Consider the following 17,796-nt stretch of genomic DNA (forward strand, 5'->3'; position numbering starts at 1 on the left):
CTGCACCGGGCTCCCCCGGCGAGCCGATCCGAACGGACACGCAGCAGTGAGTTCCTCACGGATGGGCACCGAAGGGCCGGTCCTGAACGACGAGCCGGGGCCGGCCCGGTCGGGCCGGCCCCGATGTTCGCCGATCGCCCCGGCAGGGGCGCGCCGGGCCCGCGCATGACACCGGATCGGCGGGCCCGGCGGGCTCACAGGCCGTAGCGCCGCTTGGCCTTCTCGAGCGCCGACACGTAGCCGGAGCGCTCGTACTCGTCCACCGGCGCCTCGGCGGGCACGGCGAGCATGCCGCGGGCCCGGTCCAGCGTCAGCTGGTTGCGTCCGAGGTAGCGGCGCAGGCCGTCGACGAGCTCGGCGGCGTGGCCGGCGCCGTGCCGGATGAGCGCCGAGGTGGTCATGACGACGTCGGCGCCGGCCAGCAGGTCCTTGATGACGTCGGCCGAGGTCTCGACGCCGCTCGTCGCGGCGAGCGAGGCCCCGATCCTGCCGTGCAGGGCCGCCAGCCAGGTGCGCGGGAGCCGGCCCTCGTCCGTGCTCGACAGCTCGAAGCCGGAGACGACCTCCTTGCGATGGATGTCGATGTCGGGCTGGAGGAAGCGGTTGAACAGCACGAGCGCGTCGGCGCCGGCCTCGTCGAGGCTGACGGCCATGCGGCCGAAGTTCGAGAAGTACGGCGAGAGCTTGACCGCGACCGGGACGGTCACGACGTCCTTGACCGCCTGGAGGATCTCCAGGTGGCGCTCCTCGACCTCGGTGCCGCTCATCGACAGGTCGCCGGGCACGAAGTAGATGTTCAGCTCGATGGCCGCGGCGCCCGCGTCCTCCATGCGGCGCGCGGTGGCCGTCCAGCCGCCGGTGCGCGCGCCGTTGAGGCTCGCGATGAGCGGCACGGACAGGGCCTTCGCGCCCTGCTCGAGCAGCGAGAGGTACGCGCTCGTCCTGCCGAGATCGTTGCTCGGCGGGGTCGGGAAGAAGCTCAGCGCCTCGGCGAAGCTGTCGGCGTGCGCCTCGGCGGTCTCGACGAGCCCGGCCTCCTCGTGGCGCACCTGCTCCTCGAACAGCGAGAACATGACGATCGCGCCGACGCCGGACTCCTGGAGGTCCTCCATCGACTCGACGGACTGCGACAGCGGACCGGCCGAGGCGACGAGCGGCGAGTTGAGTCGAAGGCCCATGTAGGTGGTCGACAGCTCGGTCTCGACCGGCGTGTTGACCTGGGCGTTCATCTGGTCGGCGTCCATGAGCAGATCGGTCGCGCCGTTGCCGGCCGCCGACTTGGCGGCGGCGGACGCGGCGGCGGCCCTCAGGGCCTCATCGAATTCGACGGACATGTCAGACCTCCTTGCGGGCGTCGACGGCGAACATCTCGGCGGGCCGCGAGGCCATCTCCTCGTACTCCGCCCACCGACGGTTCACCTGCTCCTGGGCGATCGCGGTGAGGCGCTCGGCCTCGGCCGGATCCTTGGCCATGAGCATCTTGAAGCGCAGCTCGGCCTTGCGGTACTCCTTCAGCGGGATGCGCGGGCGCGCCGAGTCCAGCAGGAAGGGGTTGCCGCCGACGTTGCGGGTCTCGGGGTTGTAGCGGAACAGCGGCCAGTGGCCGGAGGCCACCGCCTTGTACTGCTGCTCCAGACCCAGCCGCATGTTGAAGCCGTGCGAGATGCAGTGACTGTAGGCGATGATGAGGCTCGGGCCGTGGTAGGCCTCGGCCTCGCGGAAGGCCTTGAGCGTCTGCTCCGGGTCGGCGCCCAGGGCCACGCGGGCCACGTAGACGTCGCCGTAGGAGACGGCCTGCATCGCCATGTCCTTCTTGTTCGTCATCTTGCCCGCGGTGGCGAACTTCGCCACCTGGCCCATCGGCGTCGACTTGGACGCCTGGCCGCCGGTGTTCGAGTACACCTCGGTGTCGAGCACGAGGACGTTGACGTCGCGCCCGCTGGCGAGCACGTGGTCGACGCCGCCCGATCCGATGTCGTAGGCCCAGCCGTCGCCGCCGACGATCCACACCGAACGGCGCAGCAGGTTGTCGGCGACCGAGCGCAGGTCCTCCACGCGCAGCCTCGTCGTGTCGTCGATCGCCGGGTCGGCGGCGACGGCCGCGAGCCGGCTCTTGAGCGCCTCGACCCGATCGGCCTGGGCGCGCAGCTCGGACTCGAAGGACTGGCTGGCGTTCAGCAGGTCGTCGACGAGGCCGTCGTCGCCGATGAGCGGACGCAGCTCGGTCAGGCGCTGGCAGGCCAGCTCGTGGTGCAGATCGGCAGCCAGGCGCATGCCCAGACCGAACTCGGCGTTGTCCTCGAACAGCGAGTTGCTCCAGCTCGGGCCCCGGCCCTCCGCGTTCTTCGCCCACGGGGTGGTCGGCAGGTTGCCGCCGTAGATGGACGAGCAGCCGGTGGCGTTGGCCACCTGGGCACGATCGCCGAACAGCTGGGTGAGCAGCTTGAGGTACGGGGTCTCGCCGCAGCCGGGGCAGGCGCCGGAGAACTCGAACAGCGGCTCGAGGAACTGCGTGCCGCGCACCGAGCCGAAGTTCACGCGGGTGCGCTGCGGGTGCGGGATCGTCTGGAAGAACTCGACGTTGGCGCGCTCGTTCGTGCGGTCGAGCACGGACTCCAGGTTGATCGCCTTGCGCTGGGGCCGGCCGAGCGGGCGGACGGGGCAGGCCTCGACGCACAGGCCGCAGCCGGTGCAGTCCTCGGCGAAGACCTGGAGCGTGTAGCGGGCATCGGGCAGGCCGGCGGCGTCCAGCGGCATCGACTGGAAGCTCGCCGGGGCGTCGTCGAGCACGCCGGGCTCGTAGTACTTGGCGCGCAGCACGCCGTGCGGGCAGACGAACGAGCAGTTGCCGCACTGGATGCAGTTCTCCTCGTCCCACACCGCGATGATCTCCGAGACGTTGCGCTTCTCGAAGCGGGTCGTGCCGGACGGGTACGAGCCGTCGGCCGGGATCTTCGAGACCGGCAGGGTCTCGCCGCGCTCGGTCATCATGGCCGCGGTGACGTCCTTGACGAAGTCGGGAGCCGTGTCGGGCACCGGCGGCAGGTAGCCGGTGGTGCTCGTCGCCTCGGCGGGCACGTCGATCCTGTGCAGATGCTCGAGGGCCGCGTCGACGGCGGCGTGGTTCTTGTTCACGATGTCCATCGACTTCTTGGCGTAGGTCGCGGTGATCGAGTCCTTGATGGCCTTGATCGCGTGCTCGGCGGGCAGCACGCCCGAGATCGTGAAGTAGCAGGTCTGGAGCACCGTGTTGGTGCGATTGCCCAGGCCCACCTGGCGCGCCACGGAGCCGGCGTCGATCGCGTAGACCTGCAGGTCGAGGTCGATGATCTTGCGCTGCATCGGCGCGGGCAGCCGGCTCCAGACCTCCTCGGTCGGGTACGGCGAGTTGATGAGCACCGTCGTGCCCCTGCGCGCGAAGGCCAGCACGTCGATGCGCTCGAGGTCCGCCCAGTGGTGGACGCCGATGAAGCCGGCCTGGGTGACCAGATAGGGGGCCCTGATCGGATCGGGGCCGAAGCGCAGATGGCTCGTCGTACGGCCGCCGGACTTCTTCGAGTCGTAGACGAAGTAGCCCTGGGCGTAGATGCCCGGCTCGTGGCCGAGGATCTTGATGGTGTTCTTGTTGGCGCCGACGGTGCCGTCGGAGCCGATGCCGTAGAAGACGGCGCGCCGGGTCTGCGGGTCCTCCAGGTCGATGCTGTCGTCCCAGGGGATCGACAGATTCGTCACGTCGTCGGTGATGCCGATGGTGAAGCGGCGCTTGGGCTTGTCCTCGGCCAGCTCGCCGAAGACCGCCGCGCACATGCCGGGCGTGAACTCCTTGCTCGACAGGCCGTAGCGGCCGCCGATGACGACGGGCAGCTCGGCGCGCTCGCCGGCCGAGTAGGCCTCCGACAGCGTGGCGGCCACGTCGAGGAACAGCGGCTCGCCGTTGGAGCCGGGCTCCTTGGTGCGGTCGAGCACGGCGATGCGCCTGACGGTGGGCGGCAGCGCGGCGACCAGCTGGGCCGCCGGGAACGGGCGGTACAGGCGCACGACGAGCAGGCCCGTCCGCTCGCCCTGCTCGTTGAGCTTGGTGACGGTCTGCTGGACGGTCTCGGCGCCCGAGCCCATGATGACGATGACACGCTCGGCGTCGGGGGCGCCGAAGTAGTCGACCAGGTGGTACTGACGGCCGGTCATCGCCGCGAAGTCGTCCATGGTCTCCTGGACGATGCCGGGCACCGCGTTGTAGTACGTGTTGCCGGCCTCGCGGCCCTGGAAGTAGACGTCGGCGTTCTGCGCGGTGCCGCGGATGAACGGGTGCTCGGGGCTCAGGGCGCGCTCGCGGTGGGCGCGGATGAGGGAGTCGGGCACCATCGCGCGCAGCTCGTCATCGGTGAGCTGGATGCACGTGTTGAGCTCGTGGCTCGTGCGGAAGCCGTCGAAGAAGTGCATGAACGGCACCCGCGAGCGCAGCGTGGCGACCTGGGCGATGAGCGCGTTGTCGTGGCACTGCTGGACGCCGGTCGAGCACAGCATGGCCCAACCGGTCTGGCGGCAGGCCATGACGTCCTGGTGGTCGCCGAAGATCGACAGGCCCTGGGTGGCCAGGGAGCGGGCGGCCACGTGCATGACGGTGCTCGTGAGCTCGCCGGCGATCTTGTACATGTTCGGGATCATGAGGAGCAGGCCCTGGGAGGCCGTGAAGGTCGTGGACAGCGCGCCGCCCTGGAGCGCCCCGTGGAGCGCGCCGGCCGCGCCGGCCTCGGACTGCATCTCCATGACGCGCGGCACCTGGCCCCAGATGTTGTGACGGGCCTTGGCCGACCACTCGTCGGCCAGCTCCGCCATCGGGGAGCTCGGGGTGATCGGGTAGATCGAGCAGAGCTCGTTGATGCGGAAGGCCACGTCGGAGGCGGCGGTGTTGCCGTCGCAGATCATCTGGTTGCGCCGGTCGCGCTCCTCACGGGTCTCCTGGACGTCCTCGGCGGCGTCGCGGGCGCCCTCGGCGACGTCGACGGGCGAGGGCGTCGCGGTGGCGGCCTCGCCGGTGGGGATCGAGTTGTCGTCCGGCATGCCGCTCGAGCCGGGGATCGGGCCGCGGGTCTTGGTTGTCGTGCTCATGGCGATCACCTCTCCGGGATCATTTCGATGGCGTGGACGGGGCACTGCTCGTAGCAGGTGCCGCATCCGGTGCACTTCTCGTAGTCGAAGCGGTAGCGGTGGCCCTTGCCGAGCTTGATGATGGCGTCCTCGGGGCAGGAGCCGAAGCAGCCGTCGCACTCGAAGCAGTTGCCGCAGCTCAGGCAGCGGCGGGCCTCGAAGATGGCCTCGTCCTCCGTGAGGCCCTTGACGACCTCGCCGAAGTCGACGACGCGCTCGCTCGGGTCGAGCTCGGCCTGGACCTCGCGCGGGTGGTCGCCGAAGTACCACAGGTGCAGGTCGTCGAAGTGCACGATCGGGTGCTTGACCCGCGGAGCGGGGTTCTGGTGGTTGAGCCAGGTGTCGATCTGCTTGGCGGCGCGCTTGCCGTGGCCGACGCCGACGGTGACGGTGCGCTCGGAGGGGACGGCGTCGCCGCCGGCGAAGATGCCGGGCACGTCCGTCATGAGGGTCGCGGGGTCGACGCGCACGATGTCGCCGTTGAACTGCATGCCGGGGATCTTCCGGAGGAAGCCGGTGTCGGCGACCTGGCCGACGGCCATGATGACGGTGTCGGCGGCGAGCTTCTCGAACCTGCCGGTGCCGTGGGGCTTGCCGTCCTCGTCGAGCTCCATGATCTCGACCTCGATGCCCTCGGCGTCCATCTGGTTGATGGTGCGCAGCCAGTGCACCTGGACGCCCTCGCGCTCGGCCTCGTCGAGCTCCTCCTTGTGGGCGGGCATCTGGGCCTCGGTGCGGCGGTAGATGATCACCGCGTCCTCGGCGCCCAGGCGGCGGGCGGTGCGAGCGGCGTCCATGGCGGTGTTGCCGCCGCCGTAGACGGCGACGCGGCGGCCGATGATCGGCTTGTCGCCGCTGGCCACGTCGCGCAGGAAGTCGACGGCGTCGACCATGTGCCCGGCGTCGACGCTGGGGATCTCGACGCGGCGCGACAGATGGGCGCCGACGGCGACGAAGACGGCGTCGAAGTTGCCCTCCTTCTGCTCGGCCATGAGGTCGGAGACCGGGTGGTTGAGGACGATCCTGACGCCCAGCTCCTCGATGCGGGCGATCTCCGCGTCGACGACGTCGCGCGGCAGGCGGTACTCGGGGATGCCGTAGCGCATCATGCCGCCGGCCTTCTCGCCGGCGTCGTGGATCTCGACCTCGTGCCCGAGGCGCGCCAAGTGGTAGGCGGCGGACAGGCCCGCGGGCCCGGCGCCGATGACGAGGACGCGGTAGCCGGTGTTGTTGCGCGGGTGGTTGAACCGCCAGCCGTGCGCGATGGCCATGTCGCCCAGGTAGCGCTCGACGGAGTGGATCGAGACGGCCTGGTCGAGGTCGCCGCGGTTGCAGGCGGTCTCGCACGGGTGGTAGCAGACGCGGCCGTGGATGGCCGGGAACGGGTTGTCCCGCACGAGCTGGCGCCAGGCGTTCTCGGGATCGGTCTCCTTGACCAGGCGCAGCCACTCCTGGCAGTTCTCGCCGGCGGGGCAGGCGTTGTTGCACGGCGGCAGCAGGTCGACGTAGATCGGCATGCGCGTGCGGACCGGCCCGACGCGGCCGGAGCTGGTCGCAAGGTCGGGCAGCATGGTGATGTCGCGACGTTCAGTGGTCATGGCGAACCCTTTTCCTCTACCTCATCCTGAGCGGGACTCCACGTCGGGCGGGGTCTCAGCGGGCCCGGGCCGGACCCGTGCGGGCTGACCGCATCGGCTCCGACGCCGGCGACCGGATCGTCACGGGGCCGGGCGGAGCGCCCGGGCGCAAGTAACGGACCGGTTCAGTCCCAAAGTACCCCAGAAAGCGTCGGATGTAACCCCCGGGAGCGGGACCGGCGACTTTTTCCCCGGCGGATCCATGGTGTTTTCACTCCATCGGCTGAATCCGCCGCCGCGTCGCGGACCGATCCGGTCCCGGGGGCTCGGGGGATCTACTACTTCGTCCGCCACATCCCCATGAGGGACCGACCCGGCCGGGGGGCTCGGGGACGGCGCGGGCTCGCTGACGCTCTCGGGCAAGGCTCACCCGACTCTCGTCGAACGCCGGATCCGCAGGCGGCGGTCCCTGGCGGCGGCGAGCCTCACGCCAGCGGAGACGGGCCCATCTGGGAGATGACGCCGGAGGCGATCGTGCGCCGAGCCTCAGCCAGCGGCGACGGGCTCATCCGCCGAGAAGCGATCCAGACCCTGACGTTCGGACCGTGGATGTGTTCGGACCGTGGGCGTCGGCGAGCGGGCCACCGGGACGGACGAACAGCCATCGAGGCACCGAGGCGGCCGGAACGGGGCCGCACCGGAGCAATCGCCGGGGGGACTAGAGCTCCATGCGTCGGGGGACTAGAGCTCCATGAGCCTCGTCTCGGAGTTGTCCCTGATTTTCCCCCGGTCGCGGCGGCGTGCGCGTCCGGATGGCGTTCGGCCTGTGGCGCCTTGTCGGTGCCGGGGTTTAACGTCGGCGGGGTGTGGCCGCCCGCCCCCTGGTGCTGGCCTGTCAATGTGCCCTGTGCGGGAAGGATCATGCCGTGGCCGAGTACTCGGGCAGGCTGGGAGCCTACGACGAGCCGGTTGCGTTCGATGACGCCACGGCGGATGCGTTGAAGTCGGCGGCGGGGACGTTGTCGGGCACTCTGACGGGGCAGGCCGCCTCGCGGGCGGGGTGGGCGTCGGCGGCGTCGGCGGATTTCGAGGGCCATTACGCGGACGTGTTCGACGCGAACGCGAGGACGGCCTCGACGGACTGCACGAACATCGCATCGGCGTTGGATGATCTGGTGGCCGAGGTGCAGAAGCTGAAGGAGGCCGCCCAGGCCGAACGCGCACGGCGGAAGCAGGCCAAGGAGTGGGCCGACCGGCAGGACAAGGAGAACATCTTCAAGAAGGGCTGGGACTGGGCGACCAGCAGCGACAAGCCGCCGGCGGGCCCGGACCAGGTACCGCTGCCGGAGCCCCACGAGGTCACGACCACACCCTGGTCCGAGCCGGCCCCGGGCCAAGCGGGGGGCGTGTCTTCGGCCCGGCCCGATGACCTGCGGACGTACTCGTCGAACGTGACCGGCGCGAACGACACCGTCACGACCCAGAAGGGCGCCCTGGACGGGGCGATCGCCGACTTCGCCGAACGGTGCTCGTGGTGCGGCATCGACGCGTCCGGGATCACGGGCGCGCTGGCCTCGTTCGGGTCGAACAACACGAATGAGGTTCGGTGGGTGGACACGGTCGCGGCCGCGTTCGAGGCCGCCGGCGCCTCGGGGGTCGTCTCCACGGTCTCGGACGCGGCGATCGACGCGTCCCTGCAGGCCGCCGGGGTGGACCGGACCCGCCGGCCGGTCGACGTGACCGCCCCGAGCATCCTGGGCGACCCCCAGACCTCCGGGTATGCGGACGACCCGGTGAACACGACGACCGGGAACTTCATCGAACCCGAGACCGACCTGTCGTTCGACGGCGGGGCCGCGTCGTTGGGGTTCGACCGCGTGTACAATTCCCTGTCCACGAGTGTCGGGGCGTTCGGGCCCGGCTGGGCCTCCACAGCAGACCAACGACTGACCATCACCGACAACGGCGCCGTGTGGGTGCAGCCGTCCGGCCGGCACATCGTGTTCCCGAGACTCGGCAACGGCTGGGACCGGGCCGACGGCGACAGTTTCTGGCTCCACACCACCGGCACCACCGGCGAGGCCGGCCCCGCTGGCGGCACCGGCCCCACCGCCGAGGCCGCTGCTGCCGCAGACGCCGCCAGCAGGAACACTGCCGACGCCACCGCCGGGGCCGCTGCCGCTGATGGTGCCGACGCCGCCGCGGGTGTTCCTGGCTCCGCCGGCGGGGACTCCCCCACCGGCGGTGGCACCTCCACCGGTACCACCGCCATGGCCGCCGCTTCTGCTGCCGGGGCCGCCCCCATCACCGGTGACGCCCCCACCGCCCCCGATACCGCTACCGCGGACGCTTCCGTCACCGCCGGCGGGGCCGCTGCTGGTGGTGGTGGGTTCGTGGTGTCGGACAATGCGGGTGGCCGGTGGGTGTTCGACCGGGCCGGCAGGCCCGTCTGGACCGGCCGTGGCGCGGGCACCAGGGTGGACTACCGGTGGGATGGTGACCGGCTGGTGGGCCTGTCGCACGAGCGGGGCCGGGCCGTCCGGGTGGAGTGGAACCCGGAGGGCACCCGGGTCGTTGCCTTGGTGGCGTCGGATGGGCGTCGGGTGGACTACGCCTACGACCCGGCGGGCCGGCTGGTGGAGGCCGCTTCCGCGGGCGGGGCCCGCCGGTACGGGTGGAACGAACAGGGCCTCATCGCGCAGGTGGTGGATCCGGATGGTGTGGTCGAGGTGGTCAACGCCTACAACGGGCGGGGGCAGGTGGTGTCGCAGCGGTCCCGGTTCGGGCGGGTCTCGCACTACACGTACCTGCCGGGCGGTGTGACGCAGGTGGCTGATGGGGACGGGGGCCGGGCGAACACGTGGATCCACGACCGGCACGGACGTCTGGTCGGCATGGTCGACACCGACGGGGCCCGGCAGTCCATCGGCTGGGACCGGTGGGGCAACCGGACCCTGGTGACGGGCCGCGACGGCCAGACCACGGTGTGCCGGTATGACGGGCGGGGCCGGCTGGTCACGCGCCTGGAAGCCACGGGGCCCGCACCGACTACGAATGGGACAACCTCGACCGAATCACCCGAGTCACCGTCACCGACACCAGCACCGGCAGCACCGGCACCGTCACTGGCAGCGGCAGCGGCGGTGCCGCCGGTGCTGGTGGGTCTGGGCCGGCGGTCACTGTTTACGAGTATGCGGGCGAGGACCGGGACCCGTCGGTGATCACTGACCCCTGCGGCGGGGTGTCCCGTCTTGTGTGGGATCGGGGCCTGCTCGTCGGGGTGGTGGATCCTGCCGGGGTGGCGGTGCGGTTGGGTTATGACGGGCACGGTGACCTGGTGTCGTCGACTGACGGGGACGGGAATGCGGCCCGCCTCGAACGTGACGGGGCGGGCCGGGTGGTCGCGGCGGTGACCCCGCTGGGGCACCGGACCGTGTACCGCTACGACCGGGCCGGCCGGCTGGTCTCCCGCAGGGACCCGGACGGGGCGGTGTGGCGGTTCGAGCACACGGCCGCCGGCAGGCTGGCCGGTGTGGTGGACCCGGGCGGGGGTCGCAGGCGGTACGGGTACGGCGGGCACGGGGAGCGGGAGTCGTACACGGATCCGCTGGGCGGGGTCGTGACGTCCCGGTGGGATGATGCGGGGAATCTTGCCGGGGCGGTGCTTCCGGATGGGGCCGTGTGGCGGTACGTGCATGACGGCCTGTCCAGGTTGGTGGCGACGGTGGACCCGGCGGGTGGGCTGTGGCGGCGGGAGTACGACGTCGATGGTGCGCTGGCGGCGACGGTGGATCCTGCGGGGGTGCGCAGGGACTGGGTCACGGGCGGCCGGGGGCGGGTCCGGACGGTGTCGGACGGGGCCGCGTCGGAGTCGGTGACCACGGACGGGCTGGGCCGGGTGGTCGCGGTGACCGGCGATGACGGGGCCGACCGGGTGACCCGGTACGACCGGTGCGGGCGTCCGGTGGAGCGTGTGGACCCGGACGGGGCCCTGACCCGGCTGGTACGGGACCCGGCCGGGCGGGTTGTGGAGTTGGTGCGCCCGTCGGGGGCGGCCACCCGGTATGACTATGACGGGTGCGGGCGGCTCGCGCGGGTGACCGACCCGGCGGGCGGGGTGGCCTGTTTCGTCTATGACGGGGATTCGAGGCTTGTGGAGGAGGTCCGGCCTGGTGGGGAGCGGGCGTGGTGGTCCTATGACGAGTGCGGGCGGGTGACCGCCCGGCACGTGCCGGGGTACGGCACGACCCGGTACGCCTATGACCGGTCGGGCCGTGTGAGGGGTCTCGCCGATCCGGTGTGCGGGCGTCGCCGGTTCCGCTACGACGGGGCCGGGAATCTCGTCGAGGCGGTCTCCGGGACGGGCGCGGTCACCCGGTACGGCTACGACCGGCTCGGTGCGCTTGTCACGGTGACGGACCCGACCGGCGGGGTGACCCGGTACGGGCGCGACGAGCTCGGCCGTGTGGTCAAGGCGACGGACGCGCTGGGCAGGGTCACGGTCGGCGAGTACGACGCGGCGGGCCGGCAGACGTCCCAGACCGGCCCGGACGGGCATGTGACCGGCTGGTCGTACGACCGGACGGGCCGGTTCGAGGCCCTGTCCTGGGACGGGGTCGTGCACCACACGGTCGCCCGCGACTTCGCGGCCCGGACCATGACGGTCACCGAGACCGGCGGTGTCACGCACACGGTCCGGTGGGATCATGCGGGCCGGCTCGTCTCCCGGGCCCGGGACGGCCGGGCCGTCCGGTGGGGCTACGACCGTGATGGGCGCAGGGCGTGGATGCGCACCCCCGACGGCCGGTCCGTCCGCTACGGGTACGATCCGGCCGGCAGACTCGCCCGGGTCGAGTCCTCCGCGTTCGGGCGGGTGGTCTACGAGTACGGCCCGTCCGGGCGGATGACCGCCGCGACCGCCGAGGACCGGGCCGGCCGGGCGGTGCGTCAGGAGTGGGAGCACACCGACGGGTTCGTCACCGGCCACATCGTCCGCCACGGCGGTGTGGTGTCGCACACGGCGGTGGGCCGCGACGAGACCGGCCGGGTCGCGTGGACCAGCCGGGACGGGGCCCGCACCGCCTACACCTACGACGGCGCGAACCAGCTCACCGCCGTCACCGGCGACGGCGGCACCACCGCCTACACCTGGGACCGGGCCGGCCGACTGGCCACCGAAACCACGGCTGGTGGCGTCACCCGCCACTACACCTACGACGCGGCCGGCCAACTCACCCGGACCCGCCGGACCACCACCGGCGCCGGCGAGGACACCGGCCAGGATGCCGGCGGGGATGCCGGCGGCGGGGAGGGCCTGTCGGCGTGGTTCTCCTATGACGCGGCCGGCCGCAGGGTCCGTGAGGAGCACGCCGACGGCACCATCCGCACGTACGGGTGGGGGCCCCTGGCCCGCCTGGAGACCGTCACCATCGACTCGGCCCTGGAACACGCCCGCACATCACTGTTCACCGACGCGCTCGGCGAGCTCGCCGCCCTCGACGGCCGGCCCCTGGACTGGGACAGCGCCGCCGGGTTCCCGTCCCTGGTGTCGGCCGCCGGTGCCGGTGTCCTGTCCGTGCCGGGGTTCACCGCCACCACGGGCGGCGGCTGGCGGACCCCCGGCTGGCGCACCACCCGCACCACCAGCGCCGGCGGCGGTGACGTGTGGGCCGTCGGCGCCGGCACCCCACTCGACACCCCGGCCGGGCCGGCCGCCGGTGGGATGCTGCTGGGCGGGGCCGGGGAGCTGGTGCTGCCCGGCGGCCTCGAAGCCCTGGGCGCCCGCTTCCACGACCCCGCGACCCGGGCCTTCCTCAGCCCCGACCCCCAACAGCCGACCACCGGGGCCGGCTGGGCCGCCAACCCGTACGCGTACGCCGCCAACAACCCGGTCGCCTTCACCGACCCGACCGGCCTGCACCCCCTCACCGACGCCGACATGAACGCCTGGCGGGACCGGCACACGACCGGCCTCGCGGCCGCCGGGGACTGGCTGAAGGACAACTGGGAGTACATCGCCGCCGGCGCCGCGGTCGTGGCCGGTGTCGCGCTCATGTTCACCGGCGTCGGCGGGCCCGCCGGCGTCGCGCTCATGAGCCTGTCCGGGGCCCTGGTCTCCGGCGGGATCAGCATCGCCCAGCAGAAGCACGAGAACGGATCCGTGGACTGGGGCCGGGTCGGCGTCGAGGCCGCCATCGGCGCCATCCCCATCCCCGGCGGCGGAGGAGCCGCGGCCGGACGCGAAGCAGCCGCCACAGCCGGCCGCGAAGCCCTCGAGACCACCGGACGCGAAGCAGCCGAGCAGGCCGCCCGCACCACCGGCGAACGCGAACTGTCCACCATCGGCACGGACGCCGCCGAGAACCTCGGCGACGACACCGCCCGGGTCGCCCACGACGCCTGCAACGGGGCCGCCTGCTTCACCGGCGACACCCCCGTCCTCATGGCCGACGGCAGCTCGAAACCCATCCAGGACGTCCAACCCGGAGACCAGGTCGCCGCCTGGGACCCCGACACCGACACCACACAGGCACGCACCGTCACCCGCACCTGGACCCACGAGAACACCGAAACCCTCGTGGTGAGGCTCGAAGACGGCGGACAGGTCGAAACCACCACCGGACACCCCTTCCTCACCAAAGACCACGGCTGGACCCCCGCAGGACACCTCAAACCAGGCGACCAGCTCCACACCCCCGACAACACCTGGGTCACCGTGCAGAGCATCGAAGCCACCGGACACGCCCGCACCGTCCACAACCTCGAAATCGAAGACCTCCACACCTACCACGTCCTAGCCGGCACCACATGGACAACAGTCCACAACATGTGCACACCGAATCAGATTCTGCCAACCCCTGAAGTTCAATCACCTAAACTCCAAAACATCGTAAATAATCTCTATAAAGGGACTACAAATCCTGAACGCGTTGGCGACGGGACTACCATGGATGCCATTAGACACGAGATGGCGACAGGTGATGCAGTACACGGAGTAACCCATAGCATAAAAGGAAAAGAGTCGATAAGAGGTTTAACGAAATGGCTAGATAGAAACCCGAATGCAGATTGGCATGATCGATTAGTTGCACAAAGTCTTGTCGATGATTTAAAATCAGTACTGAAGGTGACGTGATGTCCGCTAAAACTGTAGCTTTTATTGGGGCTCTGTGTTTTAATTATCAAGAGCTTGTTCCAACCCTCCAGGATCATTTGGACGAGATGGAAGGAGAGATTCTTCCACATCTTGTCATGGCGGACATCATTCGTTGGATGTCGTCAAATTGCAATGATAATGCCCCATTGGTAAAGAATATTATTAACTGGATATCTGATGCCATCCAGAAGCATGGACAAGATCAGGAGATAATAGATCTTGTCAGCGTCAGTGGAATGGAGATGATCCCAGACCCTGGAAAGCCTGGTTCCATTCTACGAGATTGGCTACCCTCTACACTTAAAGAATTAGACCCGTGGAAGACTTAGCACGTTTTGGATGCATTCAGAACTCTTGGGGACTTATGCAAAAATCCTGACGTAACCCAAGTGAGACACCTACGGCTGACATGAAACGAAACCGTATTTTTCGTGGATCTCCTGTGCCGTTTCGGATATGATCGGGGCATGCAGGTCGAGGTCACCCCCGAGGAAACCGCCGTCCTGATCAGATGGAGGAAGCGTTCCGACAATCATGTGCTGGTTCGGATGAAAGCAGAAGCTGTCCTGTACGCCTCTGAAGGAGTCGGAATCGACATCATCGCGAAAATGGTTGAGCGGGCCGAGCGGACAGTGCTGGAATGGTTGGCCGAGTGGCGGGCCACCAGGATGTGCTCGGTGCTGACAGGGCATGCGGGGAACCAGAACGCGGCGAAACTCACCCGCGACCAGAAACAAGAACTCAAGAAAATCCTCGCCCAGCCACCCTCCGAGACGGGCGCCCGCACCGGGTTCCGGGACGTCCCGGCGATACGTGACGTCGTGAAGATCCTGTTCGACGTCGAGTACCAGGCGGATTCCTCGTATCAGCTGCTCCTGCGCCTGTGCGGGCTGAGTCTCGAGCTGCCCGACCCGTTCGACGAGCACCGCGACGAGAAAGCCATCACCCGGCGCATGGCCGAGGTGAAGGCCCAAGTCAAGAGCTTGTTGGACCAGGGCTGGGAGGTCTGCACGGCGGACGAGGCCCGCTTGGAGCACGAGGCCGAGACCCGCCGGATGCAGCTCCCGAAAGGGCAGCGGACCAGACCGTCCGTGGACCGGAAGAAGACGTCCCAGTCGTTCTTCGGTGCGCTCTCCCTGACCAGCAAGAAGGTCAAGTTGTACCCGATCGAGGGCAATCAGAACACCGAGCAGACGATCCTCGCCCTGGACCGGCTCCAACGAGAAACCGAGACAGAGAAGATCGCGGTCGTCCTGGACAACGCCCGATCCCACCACGCGAAAGCATTGACCGCCCTCCACGAGCCGGGGCAGCTGCTGGAGCGCATCACCCCTGTTTTCCTGCCGCCGTACGCGCCCGACCACAACCCGGTGGAGCATGTCTGGAACGCGGCCAAGAGCAACATCGCGAACATCCAGCGCGAGACCCCCGAAGAAACCTTCGGCGCGTTCGCCTCATACATCACCGGCCGCACCGTCGACTACGACTTCGAACACCTCCCACTCCGCGAAACCAGAAACGATTTTGTTTCATGGCGGCCATAGATTTAATGAGCGTGAAGAATTGGGCAGAATTCAAAGCAACGACGCTCCAAATAGCCAAAGCCCGTGCCGATTATATTCGTGAGAATCTATCGCTATAGTGCCCTTTTGTAGCCAACATGAAACGAAACCGTATTTTTCGTAAATTCCAGGTGCTGTTTCGGATGTGTTTGGGGCATGCAGGTCGGGGTCACCCCGGAAGAAACAGCTGTCCTGATCAGGTGGAAGAAGCGTTCCGACGATCATGTGCTGGTGCGGATGAAAGCAGAAGCGATCCTGTACGCCTCCGAAGGAGTCAGTATCAGCATCATCGCGAAGATGGTTGAGCGCACTGAGAGGACAGTGCAGGAATGGCTGGCCGAGTGGCGGGCCACCAGGATGTGCTCGGTGCTGACCGGCCATGCGGGGAACCAGAACGCGGCGAAACTCACCCGCACCCAGAAGCAAGAACTCGAGACCATCCTGGCCCAGCCGCCCTCCCAGGCGGGTGCCCGCACCGGGTTCCGGGACGTCCCGGCGGTACATGATGTCATGAAGATCCTGTCCGACGCCCGGTACCAGTCGGACCCCTCCCACCGGCTGCTCCTGCGCTTGTGCGGGCTGAGCCTCGAACTGCCCGACCCGTTCGACGAGCACCACAACGAGCCGGCCACCACCCGGCGCATGGCCGAGGTGAAAACCCAAGTCAAGGCCCTGTTGGACGCCGGCTGGGAGGTCTACACGGCAGACGAGGTCCGCCCCGAGCACGAGGCCGAGACCCGCCGCATGCAGCCCCCGAAAGAGGGCAGCGCACCAGAGCGGTCCGTGGACCGGCGGAAGACGTCCCAGTCGTTCTTCAGTGCCCTGTCCCTCATCAATAAGAAGGTGAAGCTGTATCCGATCGAGGGGAACCAGAACACCGAACAGATCATCCTGGCTCTGGAACGGCTACAGCGTGAAACCAAGACCGACCGGCTCGCTGTCGTCCTGGACAACGCCCGCCCCCACCACGCGAAAGCGTTGACCGGCCTCTACGAGCCCGGCCAGCTGCTGGAGCGCATCACACCGATTTATCTGCCGCCGTACGCGCCCGACCACAATCCGGTCGAGCACGTCCGGAACGCGGCCAGGAGCAACATCGCGAACATTCAGCGTGAGACCCCCGAAGAAACCGTCGGCGCGTTCGCCTCATACGTCACCGGCCGCGCCGTCGACTATGACTTCGAACACCTTCCACTCCGCGAAACCATAAACGATTTTGTTTCATGACGGCCATAGCGCGTCGTCAAGGTGAAATCTAGTCAGAGCAGGGTTTGTCAAGAGTTTTGAATAAGCTTCCTGGTCTCGGGCGGGATCAGCATCGCCCAGCAGAAACACGACAACGGCACCGTGGACTGGGGCCGGGTCGGCGTCGAGGCCGCCATCGGCGCCATCCCCATCCCCGGCGGCGGAGGAGCCGCGGCCGGACGCGAAGCAGCCGCCACAGCCGGCCGCGAAGCCCTCGAGACCACCGGACGCGAAGCAGCCGAGCAGGCCGCCCGCACCACCGGCGAACGCGAACTGTCCACCATCGGCACGGACGCCGCCGAGAACCTCGGCGACGACACCGCCCGGGTCGCCCACGACGCCTGCAACGGGGCCGCCTGCTTCACCGGCGACACCCCCGTCCTCATGGCCGACGGCAGCTCGAAACCCATCCAGGACGTCCAACCCGGAGACCAGGTCACCGCCTGGGACCCCGACACCGACACCACCCAGACCCGCACCGTCACCCGCACCTGGACCCACGAGAACGTCGAAACCCTCGTGGTGAGGCTCGAGGACGGCGGCCAGGTCGAAACCACCACCGGACACCCCTTCCTCACCAAAGACCACGGCTGGACCCCCGCAGGACACCTCAAACCCGGCGACCGGCTCCACACCCCAGACAACACCTGGGTCACCGTGCAGAGCATCGAAGCCACCGGACACACCCACACCGTCCACAACCTCGAAATCGAAGACCTCCACACCTACCACGTCCTAGCCGGCACCACATGGACAACAGTCCACAACAGCTGCACACCCAAACCAGGCTCGCAATATGATCAACCCATCGGACCCGTTCAAGAGGATGCCTGGAAGACCATTGACCATGTAGACCAAAAAGGTACACCGCTTCCCGGACATAAAGGAGGTCGCCCATGGATGAATTCGAATAATCAGCTGCCGTCGGCCGACAGGGCAGGCAACCCAATCTCCTATCGAGAATATGATGTCTCCCCAAATGTAAAAGGAACCCCTCGCGACGCCAAGAGAGTTGTCATGGGTGATGATGGTTCAGCCTATTACACTACTGATCACTATGAAAGTTTTATTGAAGTAAGAGAGAGTCCACGATGACAGCTTCGAAAGA

The 17,796-nt window shown here is 68.6% G+C and carries 9 protein-coding genes; 6 read left to right on the top strand and 3 right to left on the bottom strand.

Translation table 11 applies throughout. The features are described from left to right. Nucleotides 1-194: 194 nt before the first annotated feature. The 3 genes from EGX94_RS05870 to EGX94_RS05880 form a co-directional block, all read right to left on the bottom strand. A complete protein-coding gene (locus EGX94_RS05870; RefSeq protein ID WP_043121577.1) occupies nucleotides 195-1,178 on the bottom strand; it encodes a dihydroorotate dehydrogenase-like protein in 984 nt (327 codons plus the stop codon). A 157-nt stretch (nucleotides 1,179-1,335) separates the two neighbouring features. Beyond that, nucleotides 1,336-4,926 (bottom strand): pyruvate:ferredoxin (flavodoxin) oxidoreductase, encoded by a 3,591-nt coding sequence (nifJ, locus tag EGX94_RS05875; RefSeq protein WP_028706112.1) that lies wholly within the window; start codon nucleotides 4,924-4,926, stop codon nucleotides 1,336-1,338. Nucleotides 4,927-5,114: 188 nt separating this feature from the next. Beyond that, entirely contained in the window at nucleotides 5,115-6,746 is a 1,632-nt protein-coding gene (locus tag EGX94_RS05880) for an NAD(P)-binding protein (protein ID WP_021797536.1), read from the bottom strand. Nucleotides 6,747-7,651: 905 nt separating this feature from the next. Between EGX94_RS05880 and EGX94_RS05885 the strand changes: the two genes are divergently transcribed. The 6 genes from EGX94_RS05885 to EGX94_RS05910 all read left to right on the top strand — a co-directional run bounded on the left by EGX94_RS05885 (nucleotide 7,652) and on the right by EGX94_RS05910 (nucleotide 17,783). Next, nucleotides 7,652-9,946 (top strand): DUF6531 domain-containing protein, encoded by a 2,295-nt coding sequence (locus tag EGX94_RS05885; RefSeq protein ID WP_021797533.1) that lies wholly within the window; start codon nucleotides 7,652-7,654, stop codon nucleotides 9,944-9,946. Beyond that, the gene (locus tag EGX94_RS05890; RefSeq protein WP_123826025.1) at nucleotides 9,943-13,860 is read left to right on the top strand and encodes a polymorphic toxin-type HINT domain-containing protein; all 3,918 of its coding nucleotides are present in this window, start codon (nucleotides 9,943-9,945) and stop codon (nucleotides 13,858-13,860) included. The genes EGX94_RS05885 and EGX94_RS05890 overlap by 4 nt, the downstream gene beginning before the upstream one ends. Then, the gene (locus tag EGX94_RS05895) at nucleotides 13,860-14,210 is read left to right on the top strand and encodes a hypothetical protein (RefSeq protein ID WP_123826027.1); all 351 of its coding nucleotides are present in this window, start codon (nucleotides 13,860-13,862) and stop codon (nucleotides 14,208-14,210) included. The genes EGX94_RS05890 and EGX94_RS05895 overlap by 1 nt, the downstream gene beginning before the upstream one ends. 138 nt (nucleotides 14,211-14,348) lie before the next feature. Beyond that, the gene (locus EGX94_RS05900) at nucleotides 14,349-15,425 is read left to right on the top strand and encodes an IS630 family transposase (protein WP_081707278.1); all 1,077 of its coding nucleotides are present in this window, start codon (nucleotides 14,349-14,351) and stop codon (nucleotides 15,423-15,425) included. Nucleotides 15,426-15,599: 174 nt separating this feature from the next. Next, nucleotides 15,600-16,670, top strand: a complete 1,071-nt coding sequence (locus tag EGX94_RS05905; RefSeq protein WP_021796356.1) for an IS630 family transposase — start codon at nucleotides 15,600-15,602, stop codon at nucleotides 16,668-16,670. Between the two features lie 120 nt (nucleotides 16,671-16,790). Next, complete coding sequence (locus EGX94_RS05910; RefSeq protein ID WP_021796360.1) at nucleotides 16,791-17,783, top strand: polymorphic toxin-type HINT domain-containing protein; 993 nt, start codon at nucleotides 16,791-16,793, stop codon at nucleotides 17,781-17,783. The last annotated feature ends 13 nt before the right edge of the window (nucleotides 17,784-17,796 follow it).

Origin of the sequence: Propionibacterium acidifaciens (genome assembly GCF_003798325.1) — a bacterium.
GTDB lineage: Bacteria > Actinomycetota > Actinomycetes > Propionibacteriales > Propionibacteriaceae > Propionibacterium > Propionibacterium acidifaciens.

Coding starts and splice junctions, on each gene's coding strand:
- EGX94_RS05905 (WP_021796356.1), top strand. CDS start 15,600: ATGCAGGTCGGGGTCACCCCGGAAGAAACAGCTGTCCTGATCAGGTGG.
- EGX94_RS05870 (WP_043121577.1), bottom strand. CDS start 1,178: ATGGGCCTTCGACTCAACTCGCCGCTCGTCGCCTCGGCCGGTCCGCTG.
- EGX94_RS05880 (WP_021797536.1), bottom strand. CDS start 6,746: ATGACCACTGAACGTCGCGACATCACCATGCTGCCCGACCTTGCGACC.
- nifJ (WP_028706112.1), bottom strand. CDS start 4,926: ATGATCTGCGACGGCAACACCGCCGCCTCCGACGTGGCCTTCCGCATC.
- EGX94_RS05895 (WP_123826027.1), top strand. CDS start 13,860: ATGTCCGCTAAAACTGTAGCTTTTATTGGGGCTCTGTGTTTTAATTAT.
- EGX94_RS05900 (WP_081707278.1), top strand. CDS start 14,349: ATGCAGGTCGAGGTCACCCCCGAGGAAACCGCCGTCCTGATCAGATGG.